Origin of the sequence: Rhodococcus sp. AW25M09 (assembly GCF_000333955.1) — a bacterium.
Lineage (GTDB): Bacteria > Actinomycetota > Actinomycetes > Mycobacteriales > Mycobacteriaceae > Rhodococcoides.
Genome location: NZ_CAPS01000059.1, coordinates 38,279 through 54,569 on the forward strand (window position 1 = coordinate 38,279; position 16,291 = coordinate 54,569).

Here is a 16,291-nt window from a genome sequence, read left to right on the forward strand (position 1 = left end):
CACAGGGCTATGCTCGCTTGTCAACGGCTTCGCTCATGTGAGCGCTAGTTGGTCTGGGATAATGATCGGACAGTGCTCGGAAAGGTGGGGGATGGCCAGCGAACGGGAGATCCGACGTGTCGGACCAGAGGAATTGGTTCAGCAGGGTCTCATAGCGAGGCGCTACTACCTGGACGACCGAACTCGAGTGCAGATCGCCGAAGAATTCGGGCTTTCGCGCTTCAAGGTTGCCCGAATCCTCGAAGATGCGGTCGCGTCCGGGATGGTCGAGATTGCCGTACATGCTCCTGAGTCGATCGACATCGAACTGTCTCGAGCGCTCAGGGACATGTTCGGACTGAAGATGGCCTTTGCGGTACGGGCGGCTACGGAAGATCAGCAAGTACTGTGGGATGCGGTGGGGCGCATCACCGCTGATCTGCTCAGTGAGATCATCACCGACCGCGACGTGCTCGGCATCGATTGCGGTCGCACGCTCGCCAGTATGACCGCGCACTTGGAGAGAATTGCCGCGTGCGATGTGGTCCAGTTGACCGGAATGGCAGGATCGGTCGGCTCGACCTCGGCCGAGTTGGTCCGCAGGATCACGCAATTGGGTGGCGGTCGTGCCTGGTCGATGTATGCGCCATTGCTGGTCGAGGATCCGACGACGTGTGCCTCGCTTCGCAGCAGTCGTGGAATTCAGGAAACCTTCCGGCACCATGATTCTGTGACCAAAGCGGTTGTCTCGGTGGGTGCGTGGGAGCCGGGCCTGTCTCAGGTGTACGACCTCCTCACACCCGCCGAATCCGCGCAGTGGGCAGACAGGGGAGTGGTGGCCGAGTCTTGTGCCCTACTGCTCGACGGTGAAGGCAAACGTGTCGAGGGCCTCGAAGATCGCCGAATGGCCTTGTCGGAGAATGCGCTTCGTGGTATCGATCAGGTCATCGCTATAGCGGCCGGACAGTCGAAGCTGCGCGCGGTGCGGGCGGTTGTCGAGTCGGGGCTGGTCTCCTCGTTGATCGTCGATGCCGGATTGGCTGCAGGCCTGGTGGGATGAGGTGCGGGTTCATCGGTGTGCCGCCGCGATGAACTGTCGGGTCGCAGCGTCGACGATGTCGGCTGGGGTGATGTCGATTTCGTCGTTCAACCACGCGATCACCAGTTCGGCGAGTCCACCGATGAACAGCAGCCCGTTGATTTCCGACTGCGGTTGCGGATAGGCCTGGTCGCCGTAGAGCTCTCGTGATTGCTCGGCGACCAGATGTGCGAAGGCGCGCATGGACTTTCGTCGGTACGCCCGCAGTGAGTCGACGGCCAGTGACTCGATCATCGCGACGCGGCCCTTGCGCGGGTCCTCGGTGAGAACACCGACGAACGCGTCGATGGCGTTGTGCACCTGCTCTTCGACGGTAGGCGCGGGCGAGTGGAGTGCGCTCAGGGCCTTGGCGCGGATTTCATCGGATATCGCGTCCACCACTCGTTCGAGTAGATCGTCTCTGCTGCTGAAGTTTTCGTAGAAGTAGCGCTCGGTGAGCTTGGCCTGTGCGCAGATCGCGGTCATGGTCGTGCCCCCGGCTCCGGCGGTGGCGAACACCTCGAGTCCGGCGTCGAGCAGCCGTGCCCGACGGTCGGCAAGTCGATCGTCGGCGCTCATGCCGTTGTAGCGGCGCGTGGTGGAGGCCATGAGTAGATCTTGACAGACAGAGCAGGTGTGACGCAGACTACATCTCATCTGACAGGCCGCTCTGTCAGATTGACGGAGGTCGACAATGGGACGCGCTCTGGCTGCTCCACCAGCTGATTCAACTCTCGAACCTGTATTCGGTGACGGGGGTCTGCCCGTCGTAGGCCACACTCTCGAATACATCCGGGACCCCCTCAAGCTGCTCGGGAGTCGGTGGGAAAAGTACGGCGAGGTGTCCTGGTTGACGATGGCCGGGCAGAAGTGGATCACCGTGTTGGGCCCCGATGCGTGCCAGCAGGTGTTGCAGAACGCGGACAAGGCGTTCGCGAACGGGGACGGGTGGTCTCTGCTCATCGGGCCGTTCTTTCACGGCGGGTTGATGTTGCTCGACTCCGAGGAGCACCTGCGCCATCGCCGAATCATGCAGCAAGCCTTCACCCGCGATCGGCTCACCAAATCTGTAGACGCGTTGAACCCGGTCACCGCGACGGGATTGGACGCTTGGCAGGGCGGACGAGACTTTCAGGTCTATCCGGCGCTGAAGGCCCTGACACTCGAGGTCGCCACGTCGATCTTCATGGGCGGTGCCGAGGGGAGCACGGACGCGGACATCGCCGAGGTCAATGCCAGTTTCGTCGCGTGCGTGCAGGCAGCGACATCGATCGTCCGCTACCGAGTTCCCGGGACCCGGTGGAAGCGCGGCCTCGACGGCCGCGCAGTGCTGGTCGACTTCTTTCGGCGCTATCTACCGGCCAGGCGTGCAACGGAATCCGACGACCTCTTCTCCGTCCTCTGCCACATCGAGGGAGATAACGGTGAGCGCTTCTCGGACGACGAAGTGATCGACCACATGATCTTTCTGCTCATGGCCGCCCACGACACGTCGACCATCACGTTGTCGACGATGATGCAGTACCTCGGGCAGCACCCGGAGTGGCGGGACAAGTGCCGCGCGGAGTCCGAGGCGTTGGGCACCGATGCACCGACGCTCGCGCAACTGGACGAACTCCCCAGCGTCGATCTGGTGATGAAGGAGTGCTTGCGGCTGGTCTCGCCCACCCCGGTGGTCGCACGCCGCGCGGTGAAAGACACCGAGGTGCAGGGCAAGTTCGTCCCCGCGGGGACGTATGCGTCGGTCGCCCCACACTTCACCCACCACATGGCGCAGTACTGGCCGAATCCCGAGGAGTTCGATCCCGGCCGATTCGCCGACGATCGTCGGGAAGACAAGGTGCACCGCTACGCGTGGGAACCGTTCGGCGGCGGAGTGCACAAATGCATCGGGATGTTCTTCGCCGGCGCGGAGATCAAGACGATCATGCATCACCTGCTGTTGCGGTTCGATTGGTCGGTCGACCCCGATTACGTGGCACCACTGAACTTCACGTCGCTGCCCTTCCCGGAGGACGGGCAGCCGGTGCAGCTGCGACGGCGGTAGCTCTACCCGATGTGGTCGGTGAGCCAGCCGATGATGTTCGCGGTGATCTCGTCGCGATTGGTCTCGTTGAGAATCTCGTGGCGGGCACCGGGATAGAGGGTGACGGTCACGTCGCTCATACCGGCCTCGCGGTATCGGGCAGCGAGGGTTTCGATCAACTGCCCACCGCCGGCGAGCGGGTCCTCGGTTCCCGAGGTGATGAGCAGCGGGAGGTCGGAGCGGATCTGCTCGAGGTTGTGTGGGTCGGCGAGCTTGTCGGCCTCACCGAACAGTGCCGGAACCGTCGACTCCGGGAGGTCGAACCCGCACAGCGGGTCGGCGACGTAGGCGTCCACTTCGGCCTCGTCGCGGGAGAGCCACTCGTACCCGGTGCGGTGCTCGAAGGCGGCGTTGAACACGCTCAGGTCGCCTGCCGGGGCGTCGGCCATGCCGGCGGCCAGGACGTTCAGGGTGGTCGAACCCGACAGCACCACGCCCTCGTACAGGTCCGATCGTTCGATCAGAAGATGCTGCGCGGCAAACGATCCCATCGAATGTGCAAACAGGAACAGTGGTAGATCCGGGTACTCGTTGAGCAATGATTCGCCGAGCTGCTCGATGTCGGCCCACAGTCCGGCGAAGGCAGCGGCGCCGAAGTCGCCCGGGGTCTCGACGATCGACTGGCCGTGGCCGCGATGATCGGAGGCGACGACATGGAACCCGGCGTCATTGAGAGCGGCGGCGAACCGGGCGTAGCGGCTGCCGTGCTCGGCGAGTCCGTGCGCGATTTGAACGACGCCGCGAGCTGGGTCGGCGGACGTAGCCCAGGTGTAGGTACTGATCTCGATGTCGTCCTGCTTGGATACGAACGACGATGCGTTGGCCACGGGTGACTCCTCGAAACGGCGGTGGGGACGAAACTCGAACTTATCTCCTACGCCGTCGATACCGGAGCGAAATGCTCGACGGCCGGGGAACGCAGACGCTCCCCGGCCGATGGGGCCGGGGAGCGTCCTCGATGCTGTTCTGCTTACTTCGCGGAGACTCGCACGAGTTTCTTGTTCACGAACTCGTCCATGCCCCAGGGGCCCAGTTCGCGGCCGACGCCGGAGCGCTTGACTCCGCCGAACGGAAGGCCGGGGAGCGTGGTGCCGTGCTCGTTGACGAAGGCCATGCCGACCTCGAGCTGCTCGGCTACGTCGCGGGCCTTGTCGAGGTCCGCGCTCCACACCGATCCGCTCAAGCCGTAGGCGGATGAATTGGCCAATTCGATTGCCGCCTGGGCGCTTTCGACCTTGTAGATCACTCCGGCCGGTCCGAACAGCTCTTCGCTGTACGCGCGCATGTCCGGGGTGACGTCGGCCAACAGTGTCGGCTGCACGTAGGCACCCGGTCCGTCGATCTTCTTGCCGCCGGTCAGCAGAGTCGCGCCCTTGGCGACGGCGTCGTCGATCTGCTCGATGAGGTTGTCTGCGGCGGTCTGCGAGGACAGCGGTCCGAGTACGGTCTTCGCGTCCAACGGGTCACCGGTCTTCGTTGCCTCGAACGAGGCCGTCAACTTGGTGACGAACTCGTCGTAGATGTCCTCGGCGACGAGGATGCGCTTGGCGGTGTTGCAGGCCTGGCCGGCGTTGGACAGCCGGGCGCGGGTCGCCGATTCGACGGTGGCATCCATGTCGTCGGAGTCGAGCAGGATGAACACGTCCGATCCACCGAGCTCGAGCACGACCTTCTTGAGGTTGCGTCCGGCGGTCTCTGCGACGGAGGTTCCGGCCCGCTCGCTACCGGTGAGTGAGACGCCCTGGATGCGCGGGTCGGCGATCATGTCTGCGATCTGCTCGTTGGTCGCGAAGATGTTGATGTACGCGTCCTGTGGGAGTCCGGCCTGCTGGAAGATCTCTTCCATCAGCAGCGCCGACTGTGGGCAGTTCGGAGCGTGCTTGAGCAGAATCGTGTTGCCTACCATCAGGTTCGGTCCGGCGAACCGGGCAACCTGGTAGTACGGGAAGTTCCACGGCATGACTCCGATGAGTGCGCCTACCGGCTTGCGCTGCAGCACAGACTCTTCTGCTCCGGGCACGTCGAGCTTCTCGTCCTCGAGGAGCGTGGGGCCGTTGTCGGCGTAGTAGCGGTAGATGTTGGACGACAGCTCCACCTCGCCCTGGGATTCGGTGAGGGGTTTACCCATTTCGAGCGAAATGGTTCGGGCCAACTCGTCCGAACGCTCGGTGTAGAGATCGGCGACCTTGTGCAGGATCTCTGCGCGGTGCTTCGGTGAAGTCTTGCGCCACGTCTGGAAGCCGGCGTGTGCGTCGGTCAGTGCGCGCTCGACGCCGGCCGCGTCGAGAGTCTCGAATTCCTTGACAGTTGTGCCGTCGGCAGGATTGACAGTTTTGTAGGTTGTCATAGTTTGTTCAACGGCTTCCTGGTGGCGATTTGTTCCGCACCGCACACATCGCCGCCTCCGGTGCAGTGAGGACTTGTGTAACGCAGTCGAGGTCGCAGGTCGATATCGAGACATGCGCACTGCTCGGATTGCACTCTTCGTCGGGATGTTCGCCGCTCTTGCCGCCTGCAGTACGGACGCGCCCACACAGCCGCTCCCGGTAGGGCCGGCCCCGTCCGTGTCGATCACTGTTTCGGCGACGACGTCACCGCCTGCGCCGCCGCAGGCCGCAACGCCGGAGGCCGAGGATGCTGCCCCCGTCGCGCCGACAGATTCCGAGTCGGCGGTAGCCGAGCCTGTGATCGTCGACTGCGAAACTGGCTTGGGCCCGGTGACCACCTACTGGTCCGACGGAACCGTCACTGGGTACAGCGACTACTGCCAGTCGGTGCACGATCAGGTGCTACAGCGCGAGATCGATGCAAACAAACGCACGTGCGACGGGACTGTCTGCACTTTTCAAAACGGTGGCACCATCCCCGATCCCGATGCTGTACCGGATGACAGATGCACCAACCAGATCGACTATGCGAACGATCCCCGATCGAACGCCGAGATCAACTCGCTCGGTGAATCTAACGGTCAGTGCCCGGCACCGATCGGATAGTGGACGAGTGGCGCGGTCGGGGGCGTGCGTAGCCTCTCGACCGCACCACGTCGGCGTCAGGCGCAGTTCAGCGACAGCTCGTCACCGGTAACGTCCACCGAGACCGTGCGACCATCGGTGACGATGTCATCGAGCAGCAGGTCGGCGATCTTGTCGTCCAAAGATCGCTGAATGGCCCGGCGCAATGGGCGTGCACCGAACTCCGGTTGATGACCGTTGTGCGCCAACCAATCGATTGCCGAGTCGCTGAAGGTGATCTCGATACCCCTCGCAGAGAGCCGCTCTCGGCTTTCCTGCAACATCAGGTCGGTGATCCGGAGTAACTGCGCGTCGTCGAGTTTGCGGAACACCACTATCTCGTCGATGCGGTTGAGAAACTCGGGCCGCATTGCCTCACGCAGTCTGCCCATCACCTTGTCTTGCATCGGCTTCTCGTCGGCAGCGCCGAGTGCGAAACCGGTGCCACCGGACTTGCTGGAAATGATGTCCGAGCCGAGGTTGCTCGTCATGATCACCACGGTGTTCCGGAAGTTCACCGTGCGGCCCTGGCCGTCGGTGAGCCGGCCGTCGTCTAGCACCTGCAGTAGCGTGTCGAAGACGTCCGGGTGTGCCTTCTCGATCTCGTCGAGCAGGATCACCGAATACGGATTGCGTCGCACCTGCTCGGTCAGCTGTCCGGCTTCGCCGTAACCGACGTATCCGGGCGGAGCGCCGAGGAGCCGGCTGACGGTGTGCCGTTCACCGAACTCGCTCATGTCGAGCCGCAGTAGCTTCTTCTGGTCACCGAAAAGCGATGCGGCCAATGCCTTTGCGAGCTCTGTCTTGCCGACGCCGGTGGGGCCGAGGAACAGGAAGCTCCCGACGGGTCGATCCGGGTCGTTCATCCCGGTTCTGTTCCGGCGCACTGCGCGAGCAATGGCCTTCACCGCTTCGTCTTGGCCGACGACGCGGCGGTGCAGTTCCGACTCAAGTGTGAGCAGGCGTTCCTTCTCCTCCGTCGTCATCTGACTGGCCGGAATTCCGGTGGAGCGAGAGACGACGTAAGCGATGTCCTCGGCGGTCACGTCCGGTGTGTCGGTGACTGTTCCGTCGAGCCGCATCTGCAACTGTGCCGCCTCGTCGCGCAGCGCAGATGCGCGTTCGTAGTCCTCGGACGCAATCGCCGCTGACTTGTCGGTGTCGATCGCAGCGAGCTGCGTGGCGATCGCCTCGGCGTCGATGCTCGGCAGGCTCAACTGCTTGCGGGCACCGGCTTGGTCGATGAGGTCGATAGCCTTGTCCGGAAGGAACCGATCGCCGATATACCGGTCAGCCAATTCCACTGCAGCACTGATCGCTTCGTCGGTGTATTTCACGCCATGATGCTGCTCGTAGCGGCTCTTCAACCCGGTGAGGATTGCGATGGCGTCGGGCACGCTGGGTTCGGGCACCGTCACCGGCTGGAACCGACGCTCGAGGGCGGGGTCCTTTTCGATGTTCATGCGGTACTCGTCGAGGGTGGTGGCTCCGACGATATGCAGTTCGCCGCGAGCGAGCTTGGGCTTGAGGATGTTTCCGGCATCCATCGCACCGTCTGCTCCGCCGCCTGCCCCCGCGATGGAGTGGACCTCGTCGATGAAGACGATGAGTTCGTCTTTGTGCGCGACGATCTCGTCGATGACGCTTGTCAGACGTTCCTCGAAGTCGCCTCGGTAGCGGGTTCCGGCGACTATCGCCGACAGGTCCAGCTGAACTATCCGCTTGTTCGACAGACGTTCGGGGACCTCGCCGTCGACGATGCGCTGTGCTAGTCCTTCGACGACGGCAGTCTTGCCGACGCCGGCCTCACAGACCAGAACGGGATTGTTCTTGGTTCGACGCGAGAGGATCTCGATGGTCTGTTGGATCTCGTCGGTGCGTCCGATGACGGGATCGATGCCGCCCTCCCTGGCGCGTTGGGTCAGGTCGATGCCGTACTTGTCGAGCGTCGGGGTTTCCGAGTTCGACTCGGGCTCGACCGATCCGCCGCGTAGAGCGGTCTGCAAGCCTTCGGGGGTAATGCCTTCTTCGCCGAGTAAGCGCCCGGCGATGTGTTCGCGATCGGCGGCGAAGGACAGGAAGAGATGCTCGGGGTCGATATATGTCGAGCCCAGTGTCTGCGCGATGTTGTGCGCTTCGAGGATCGCGGTCTTGAGGGTGCTGCTCAAAGCTGTGGCGCTGACGGCAGCTTCGCTACGAGACTGCGGCAGCCGAAGTTCGACGGCGTCGATGACGGCGGGGGACTGGGCTCCGGCGCGCTGCATCAGGCTGCGGGTCGGGTCGTTCTGTGCCATCACGTGGAGCACGTGCAGGGCATCGAGTTCGCGGTCGCCGCGGCCTGCCGCGAACATGGCTGCGTCGCCGATCAGCGACTGGGTGGACTGGCTCAGCAGACGACTGATGTCGATGCGACGGGGGCCTTCTGGTCCCAGGAATGCCGGCATTGATTTCCTCCATAACAGGGGTTGAGCGTCTTCGACTCAACTAACCTGCGTAGGTATCGATCAATTCCCGGGACGGAGTGAATTATGCTGTCGGCTTCGAGCAACCTCATCGTCGACGCCATCTCGTCGGTCCGCGAAGACTCTTGCGTCATCGATGTCTCGCAAATTCGCGGCGAGAGCGAAGCTACTGGTCAGTAGGTGCGCGATTCTGACACTGCCACGCACAGCGGTGCGTTCGAAGATTAAAGTCGTAAGTGGACGTATCCAAAAGACGACGTTGAAACTGAGGCAAAGGCAAACATGACTGCGAAAAAGCCGACCATTATTTACACCCTTACCGACGAGGCGCCCATGTTGGCGACTCACGCGTTTCTGCCGGTCGTACGTTCTTTCGCCAGCGCGGCCGAGATCAACGTCGAGTCGAGTGACATCTCCGTTGCGAACCGCATCCTCGCCGAGTTCCCGGACTACCTCAACGAAGACCAGCGAGTGACCGACAACCTCGCTGAGCTGGGCAGGCTGACGCAGCTGCCCGAGACCAACATCATCAAGCTGCCCAACATCAGTGCATCGGTGCCGCAGTTGATCGCCGCCGTCAAGGAGCTGCAGGGCAAGGGCTACGCGATCCCCGATTTCCCGGGCAACCCGAAGACCGACGAAGAGCGCGAGATCCGCGAGCGATACACCAAGTGCCTCGGCAGTGCGGTCAACCCCGTTCTGCGTGAAGGTAACTCGGATCGGCGAGCACCCAAGGCCGTCAAGGAATTCGCCCGCAAGCACCCGCACAGCATGACCGAGTGGTCGATGGCCTCGCGCACCCACGTTGCGCACATGGGCGAGGGCGATTTCTACCACGGCGAGAAGTCCACCGTCGTCGACGGCGACCGCGAGGTCAAGATGGAACTGCTGCCTGCCGACGGCGAGCCGATCCTGCTCAAGGAGAAGGTCGCGCTCACCGACGGTGACGTCATCGACTCCATGTTCATGAGCAAGAAGGCCCTCCTCGAGTTCTACGAAGAGGAGATGCAGGACGCGTACGAGACCGGCGTCATGCTCTCGCTGCACGTCAAGGCAACCATGATGCGCGTCTCGCACCCCATCGTGTTCGGCCACGCAGTACGCGTCTTCTACAAGGACGCTTTCGCTAAGCACAACGACGTCTTCGAAGAGCTGGGCGTCAACGTCAACAACGGCCTCGCCGATCTCTACACCAAGATCGAGACCCTCCCCGCGTCCAAGCGTGACGAGATCATCGAGGATCTGCACAAGTGTCACGAGACTCGCCCGGAGCTCGCAATGGTCGACTCCGCCCGCGGTATCTCCAACTTCCATTCTCCCAGCGACGTCATCGTCGACGCATCCATGCCCGCGATGATTCGCGCCGGCGGCAAGATGTGGGGTGCGGACGGCCGCCCGAAGGACACCAAGGCGGTCAACCCCGAGTCCACCTTCTCCCGCATCTACCAGGAGATGGTGAATTTCTGTAAGACCAACGGCCAGTTCGATCCGACGACGATGGGGACCGTGCCCAACGTCGGGCTCATGGCGCAGCAGGCCGAGGAGTACGGCTCACACGACAAGACGTTCGAGGCCCCCAAGGCCGGGGTCGCCAACATTACCGATATCGCCACCGGTGAGGTGCTGCTCACCCAGACCGTCGAAGAGGGCGACATCTGGCGTCTGTGCATCGTCAAGGACGCCCCGATCCAGGACTGGGTCAAGCTCGCTGTCACCCGCGCCCGCGAATCCGGAATGCCCGTCGTCTTCTGGCTCGATCCGTACCGCCCGCACGAGAACGAGCTCATCGGCAAGGTCCGCAAGTACCTGAAGGATCACGACACCGAGGGCCTCGACATCCAGATCATGTCGCAGGTGCGCGCCATCCGGTACACGATGGAGCGTCTGGTCCGCGGACTCGACACCATCTCCGCGACGGGCAACATCCTGCGCGACTACCTCACCGATCTCTTCCCGATCCTCGAACTCGGTACCAGCGCCAAGATGCTCTCCATCGTTCCCCTCATGGCTGGCGGCGGACTGTACGAGACGGGTGCAGGCGGCTCGGCCCCCAAGCACGTCAAGCAGCTCATCGAGGAGAACCACCTGCGGTGGGATTCGCTCGGAGAATTCCTTGCGCTGGCCGTGAGCCTCGAAGACCTGGGCACCAAGACCGGCGACGTCAAGGCGACCATCCTCGCCAAGGCACTCGACTCCGCCACCGGCAAGCTGCTCGAGAACAGTAAGGGCCCGTCGCGCTCGACCGGTGAACTCGACAATCGCGGTAGCCAGTTCTACCTCGCCCTCTACTGGGCGCAGGAGCTCGCCGAGCAGACCGAGGACGCCGAACTGGCCAAGCATTTCGCCGCACTGGCGAAGACATTGGCGGAGAACGAAGACAAGATCGTCGCCGAGCTCAACGAGGTCCAGGGCAATGCAGTAGACATCGGCGGCTACTACTACCCGGACGCCGAAGCCACCGCCGCAGTGATGCGTCCGTCGAAGACCTTCAACGAGGCACTGGAGTCGGCGAAGGTGTAGTTGTTTCCACCCCACCCCACCCCACCCCCGTACCCCGGGAACGAATGAATGGTCCATTCACGCGGCCCAGACGTTGTGAATGGGCCATTCATTCGTTCAGGGAGGCGACCTCGGCGCTCGGCAGCATCGGAAGCGCAACCGGATACAACTGAAAGCGTCCGCTCATACCCTTGAGTTCGACGTCCCGAGGCATGCCGAGAGTCAGATCGTGCGCGGCATCGATGGCGTTTCGAACCGTTTCGCTGACCAGAATCTCACCGCCCTCGGCCTGTCCCGCGACTCGTGCTGCCATGGCCACGTTGAGTCCGAAAATGTCGTCGCCTCGGCGCACCGAACTACCCACGTGCACGCCCATTCGGACGCGGATGCGGTCCCAGCGATCGGGGTTTTTCAGCAGTGCTTCCTGCACTCGGACGCCGCAGCGCACAGCTTGAGTCGGGTCGGAGAAGGCGATCATGTAGCCGTCGCCCTGGCTTTTCACCACGTGTCCACCGTGATCGTCGACGTGCTTGCAGATCAGTTTGTTGTGCTTCTCGAGCAGTTTCACCCAGCCGCGGTCGCCGAGTTCCTCGTTGCGCGCGGTCGATCCTTCGATGTCGGAGAACATCACCACGATGTCGCCGTCGGCGGTCATGCGCGCGAGGTCGGGCCGTTCCACCTTGGCCCAGCCGGCGAGATCCTCGACGGAGTTGCGCACGGTCGCGCCGAAGCCCTTGTTGATGAGCAAGTCGGTGGTGTGGAAGGCGGTTCTGATCGCGAATGGCACGAGACCCCGCCGCTTACGGCGTTGTTGCGATTCGGACAGGGCCCGGTCCAAAGCGCGACGCGTCTTGCTCAAGGTCCGACGCGAGACGATCAGGACCACACCGAGCGCGATGATGGCGGCGAGCTCTACTCCGGCAACTATCCACAGGATCACGTCGTTCATCTTTACCTGTCCACGACGTCCATGGGCGCAGTACCGACCGCGAATTGCCGTCGATAGGCGGTCGGTGTCACCGCGAACGACGCGCGAAAGTTCTGGCGCAGGGTGACTGCGCTACCGAATCCGCTTGCGGTGGCGATGGTCTCGACGCTCTGATCGGTCGTCTCGAGCAGGCTTCGCGCTTCGTCGAGTCGTTTGTCGAGTACCCAGCGGGCTGGGGTGGCTCCGGTCTCGAGCTGGAACTGGCGGATGAAGCTGCGCCTACTCATGCGCGCTCGTTCGGCCAGTCGCTCGATCGGCAAGGGCTCGTCCAGTCGCTCGAGTGCCCAGCTCAGCACGTCCGCGATCGCGGTTTCGCCCGATGCCTCGGTGACCGGACGTTCGATGTACTGCGCCTGACCACCGTCTCGATGGGGCGCGACCACCAGGCTGCGCGCGACCCGCGTCGCCGCGGCCGAACCGAGATGTTTGCGGACGATGTGCAAGCAGGAATCGATCGACGACGCGGTTCCCGCGGATGTCATCACGTCGCCGTGGTCGATGTAGAGCACCGACTCGTCGAGACCTACTTGCGAATTGCGCTCCCGCAGCTCGGACATCTTGGTCCAGTGGGTGACTGCCGGCCGTCCGGCGAGCAGGCCGGTGTCGGCGATGGCAAAGGATCCGAGGCATAGGCCTGCGATCTCGGCTCCGCGTCGGTGGGCTCCGCGCAGCGCGGCCGAGAGTTCGCTACCGATGGGCGGCAGGGATTCCGGCCACGACGGAACGATGACGATATCGGCCCAGTCGACGGCGCTCGGATCGACGATCTCGCTCACCGGAAACCCCTCCTCGGTGCGAATGGACCCGGCGGTGTCGGACCACACGCGCGTCTCCCAGTCCGGGGCGAGCCCGAGTCGCGTCACCTCGCCGAACACCATCAACGGCGCGGCCAGGTGAAACATCGTGATGCCGTCGAACGCATAGAGCGCTATTCGCATGGCGTCTCCGATCTCGAAGGTTGGCGCAATTCCATCGAAAGTATGCATCTGTGCCACTCGTGGAGGCAAGGCCGGTACCGAAGGATGAGAAGCGACCGAGAACACCAGCCGAGGGAGAAGAACATGACCGCACCGCGCAGGGCACTGATCGTCATCGACGTGCAGCAGGAGTACTTCGAGGGAGTGCTGCAGATCCAGTACCCGCCCCGTGACGAGTCGTTGGCCAACATCGTCCGCGCCATCGAAGCCGCTGTGGCGCAGGAGCTTCCGGTTGCCATCGTGCAGCACGAAATGCCCGAAGGTTCCCCGGCGTTCGTCAAGGGCACCCCGACCTACGAGCTGCATCCAGACATTCAGGCGGTCGTTCAACCCTCGTTCGAGCGCGTCGAGAAGCAGTACAGCAGCGTGTTCGCCGGAACCGGCGTCGCGAAATGGTTGCAGAGCAACAACATCGACACCGTCACGATCGTCGGATACATGACCAACAACTGCGACCTCGCCTCCAGCGCCGACGCCGAAGCGCTCGACCTGAAGGTCGAGATCCTGTCCGACGCCACCGGCGCGATCAACCTCTCGAACGAGGCAGGCACCGTCTCGGGCGAGCAGCTGCACAAGGCTCTGATGGTCCTTTACCAGTCCAACTTCGCAGCAGTCGCCTCCTCCGACCAGTGGATCGACGCGGTCAAGGGTGGAAACGAATTGACCGCAAGCAATTTGGTGGTCTCTGCAGCTCAGGGAAACGCCGCCGTCGCCTAGCGGTTCGGTGCTCGTGATCTGATGATCGGTATGACACCGAACGAGGCCCCGCCGCGTCACGGAATGCTGGATGTGCGCGACGGTCAGCAGATCTACTGGGAGCAGTGGGGTCCGTCCGACGGCGTCCCGGCGCTGTATTTACACGGAGGACCGGGCGGGGGATTGGGAGCGAGTCAGTATCGCCGGCACTTCGACCTGTCTCGGGTGCGGGTTGTCGGATTCGAGCAACGAGGGTGCGGCCGATCGACGCCCCACGCTTCCGATCCCTCGACGTCGTTGTCTACCAACACCACCGCACATCTCATCGCCGATATGGAAGCGCTCCGTGAGTATCTCGGGATCGAAGCGTGGATCGTCAACGGGGCCTCGTGGGGATCGACCCTTGCCGTTGCTTACGCCCTCGCGCATCCGACGCGGGTTCTGGGCATAGTCCTCGTCTCGGTGACGACGACCAGCCGCGCGGAGATCGAGTGGATCACCGAGGGCGTCGGTGCAGTGTTCCCAGAAGCGTGGGATCGTTTCGCGACATTCGCCGAGATGTCGGGCGTCGGCTTCAGGCGAGGTGAGGGTCGAATAGTCGAGGCTTACGAGCAACTGTTGAATTCCGCTGATCTCAGTTTGCGAGACAACGCATCTCGGGAGTGGGCGCTGTGGGAAGACGTCCACGTATCCTTCGGCACCGATGGTGTCAGGCACGATCCGCGGTGGGGTAACGACCGGTTCAGGCTTGCATTCGCGCGCCTCGTCACGCACTACTGGTCACACGACGGTTTCTGCGATCCGCCGCTTCTCGACCGTGCAGCGGCACTACACGGTATTCCTGCCGTTCTCATCCATGGCCGACGGGATATCTCCGGTCCCGCGATCACGCCGTGGCGACTGCATCGTCAGTGGCCGGGGTCCGTGCTCGTTATCGACGAGGGAGATGGGCACGGCGGGGTGTCGATGAATATCCGCTGGCGTGAGGCGAACGATGAGTTCACCGATAAGGCGATCGGTCGACGTGCAGCCCCGAATGCTGCGGTCGCACCGAGAACATCTTCTTCGGAGACGTGATCCGGTCGGCCGCTGAACAGGCACATGGAACGTTTGTACGGTGGCGTTTCGTTTTCCTCACATTGGAGGTTATTGCGTGCCTTCTGCACCGGTGCACGCTACTTCCGTCTCTGGCTCACAAACAGCTGGCCGCAGTAAGGGAATCGTCCACTCGAGATCAGTTCGGACGCTGTGTACTGGCGGCCGCGCAGACCAGGGCAAGGTGCAGTTCCAGGTTGCCTGTTTCCACAGTGCGGCCCAGTAGCTCCTCGGCCTGCCGGATTCGATAGCGAACGGTGTTGCGATGCAGGCCAAGGCTTGTCGAAGCACCGCCGACGCCGGCCGCAAGGTACGCGATCACGGTGTCCCGGAGCGCGGCGTGAATATCGTCTGCCAACTGTCCGAGAGTGCGGTCGATGAAGGTCGAGAGCGCAGTCGGATCCGCAGAGAGCAGGCTGAGTAGTTCCACATCCGCATACAACGCGAGTTGGCGAGTGTCGACCCGCAGTGCCGCAACGGCTTCTCGATGGCTGGAACGAAATCCGTCGATTCCGTTGGCGGTGATGCCGATACCGATTCGTATGTCCGATGGAAGGGTGGTCGCGTTCAACAGCGTCAGATCAGGTATGTGGTCTGTCGCGAGCCAAGCCCAGAGGGTGCGTGACCCCACGGGCAGCAGGAGTGGTCGGGGGACGCTCAACACCACAGCGAGCCGGGCAGCGACTTCTTCGAGCCTTGTCGTCCCGTCGGTTTCGCTGTCGGCAACGATGACAAGTGCGGTGTGGTGGCGTCGTAGGGGATGGCCGAGTGAGGTCTCCGCTGCGGTTACGTCCACGGCGTCACCGCGCAGTACGGCCTCGACCTGTTGCCTTCGCCGAGTGAGCGCACTGCGAAGCCATCGCTCACGCTCCTCCGTGTAGGCCGTGATGAGCTGTTCGACGCACAAGCCGAACCAGGCGCTCGCGCGGGACCAGAGTTCGATCAAAATCTCGACCCGCCCATCCTCCGGGGCATCCTGGCTCTCGACCATCTCGTTCGTATACCGGAGTGCAGACTGTTGGCCGTGCCGGTAGATCCGGAGCAGAACTGACAGGTCCATTCCTCGGCGCGCGATCGTGCGGGCGAGATGAACAGCTTCGACTGCAGGACGAACGACGTCCGCATCGGCAAGCAAGTACGCGACGAACGCCCGCAATTGTCCCGCGGTGCTGGCATCGAGGTCACGACGAAGCTCGAGGTCGGTGTCGAACAGGGGCAGTTCGGCCGCTATCTCGTCGTTGAGTCGCTCGATGACGGCAGCGACGTCGCTCGGCTTCACCAGGTTTGCCGCGAGTTCACCGATCCAGGAGGTCGGGTCGAAATCGGTCACCCCGCAATTGTGCACCGCGCACAATCGTGACTCGGCTAGTTGGACATTTTTCTCTACCGACGCGATACCGAAAGGATGACGATGGACTTC

The 16,291-nt window shown here is 63.0% G+C and carries 13 protein-coding genes; 6 read left to right on the forward strand and 7 right to left on the reverse strand.

Features of this window, described 5'->3' with window-relative positions; genetic code table 11:
* The first annotated feature begins 91 nt into the window (after positions 1-91).
* The gene (locus RHODMAR_RS11285) at positions 92-1,039 is read left to right on the forward strand and encodes a sugar-binding transcriptional regulator (RefSeq protein WP_008714543.1); all 948 of its coding nucleotides are present in this window, start codon (positions 92-94) and stop codon (positions 1,037-1,039) included.
* A gap of 9 nt (positions 1,040-1,048) precedes the next feature.
* Here RHODMAR_RS11285 and RHODMAR_RS11290 read toward each other — a convergent pair whose 3' ends face one another.
* Positions 1,049-1,666: a TetR/AcrR family transcriptional regulator gene (locus RHODMAR_RS11290; protein WP_008714544.1), complete on the reverse strand. Its 618-nt coding sequence runs from the start codon at positions 1,664-1,666 to the stop codon at positions 1,049-1,051.
* An 85-nt stretch (positions 1,667-1,751) separates the two neighbouring features.
* Between RHODMAR_RS11290 and RHODMAR_RS11295 the strand changes: the two genes are divergently transcribed.
* Entirely contained in the window at positions 1,752-3,104 is a 1,353-nt protein-coding gene (locus RHODMAR_RS11295) for a cytochrome P450 (protein WP_008714546.1), read from the forward strand.
* 2 nt (positions 3,105-3,106) lie between these two features.
* On the opposite strand, the gene RHODMAR_RS11300 is transcribed toward RHODMAR_RS11295, so the two are convergent.
* Both RHODMAR_RS11300 and RHODMAR_RS11305 read right to left on the reverse strand, forming a co-directional pair.
* On the reverse strand, positions 3,107-3,970 hold the full coding sequence (locus tag RHODMAR_RS11300; RefSeq protein ID WP_042938804.1) for an alpha/beta fold hydrolase: 864 nt from the start codon (positions 3,968-3,970) through the stop codon (positions 3,107-3,109).
* Positions 3,971-4,113: 143 nt separating this feature from the next.
* On the reverse strand, positions 4,114-5,490 hold the full coding sequence (locus RHODMAR_RS11305; RefSeq protein WP_042938806.1) for an NAD-dependent succinate-semialdehyde dehydrogenase: 1,377 nt from the start codon (positions 5,488-5,490) through the stop codon (positions 4,114-4,116).
* A 112-nt stretch (positions 5,491-5,602) separates the two neighbouring features.
* Here RHODMAR_RS11305 and RHODMAR_RS11310 point away from each other — a divergent pair, with 112 nt between their 5' ends.
* Entirely contained in the window at positions 5,603-6,136 is a 534-nt protein-coding gene (locus RHODMAR_RS11310; RefSeq protein ID WP_008714550.1) for a hypothetical protein, read from the forward strand.
* Between the two features lie 56 nt (positions 6,137-6,192).
* Here RHODMAR_RS11310 and RHODMAR_RS11315 read toward each other — a convergent pair whose 3' ends face one another.
* Positions 6,193-8,598 carry an ATP-dependent Clp protease ATP-binding subunit gene (locus tag RHODMAR_RS11315; protein ID WP_008714552.1) on the reverse strand — a complete coding sequence of 802 codons (2,406 nt, stop codon included), beginning with the start codon at positions 8,596-8,598 and terminating at the stop codon, positions 6,193-6,195.
* A 300-nt stretch (positions 8,599-8,898) separates the two neighbouring features.
* Here RHODMAR_RS11315 and RHODMAR_RS11320 point away from each other — a divergent pair, with 300 nt between their 5' ends.
* Complete coding sequence (locus tag RHODMAR_RS11320; protein ID WP_008714554.1) at positions 8,899-11,136, forward strand: NADP-dependent isocitrate dehydrogenase; 2,238 nt, start codon at positions 8,899-8,901, stop codon at positions 11,134-11,136.
* An 88-nt stretch (positions 11,137-11,224) separates the two neighbouring features.
* Here RHODMAR_RS11320 and RHODMAR_RS11325 read toward each other — a convergent pair whose 3' ends face one another.
* Positions 11,225-12,064: an adenylate/guanylate cyclase domain-containing protein gene (locus tag RHODMAR_RS11325; RefSeq protein ID WP_008714556.1), complete on the reverse strand. Its 840-nt coding sequence runs from the start codon at positions 12,062-12,064 to the stop codon at positions 11,225-11,227.
* 2 nt (positions 12,065-12,066) lie between these two features.
* Entirely contained in the window at positions 12,067-13,041 is a 975-nt protein-coding gene (locus tag RHODMAR_RS11330; RefSeq protein WP_008714558.1) for a GlxA family transcriptional regulator, read from the reverse strand.
* Between the two features lie 123 nt (positions 13,042-13,164).
* Here RHODMAR_RS11330 and RHODMAR_RS11335 point away from each other — a divergent pair, with 123 nt between their 5' ends.
* Both RHODMAR_RS11335 and RHODMAR_RS11340 read left to right on the forward strand, forming a co-directional pair.
* Positions 13,165-13,797, forward strand: coding sequence for an isochorismatase family protein (locus RHODMAR_RS11335; protein WP_008714560.1), 633 nt, complete (start codon positions 13,165-13,167; stop codon positions 13,795-13,797).
* A gap of 30 nt (positions 13,798-13,827) precedes the next feature.
* A complete protein-coding gene (locus RHODMAR_RS11340; protein WP_157226063.1) occupies positions 13,828-14,853 on the forward strand; it encodes an alpha/beta fold hydrolase in 1,026 nt (341 codons plus the stop codon).
* 157 nt (positions 14,854-15,010) lie between these two features.
* Here the strand turns inward: RHODMAR_RS11340 and RHODMAR_RS11345 are convergent, their stop codons facing one another.
* Complete coding sequence (locus RHODMAR_RS11345) at positions 15,011-16,201, reverse strand: PucR family transcriptional regulator (protein ID WP_051047959.1); 1,191 nt, start codon at positions 16,199-16,201, stop codon at positions 15,011-15,013.
* Between the last annotated feature and the right edge of the window lie 90 nt (positions 16,202-16,291).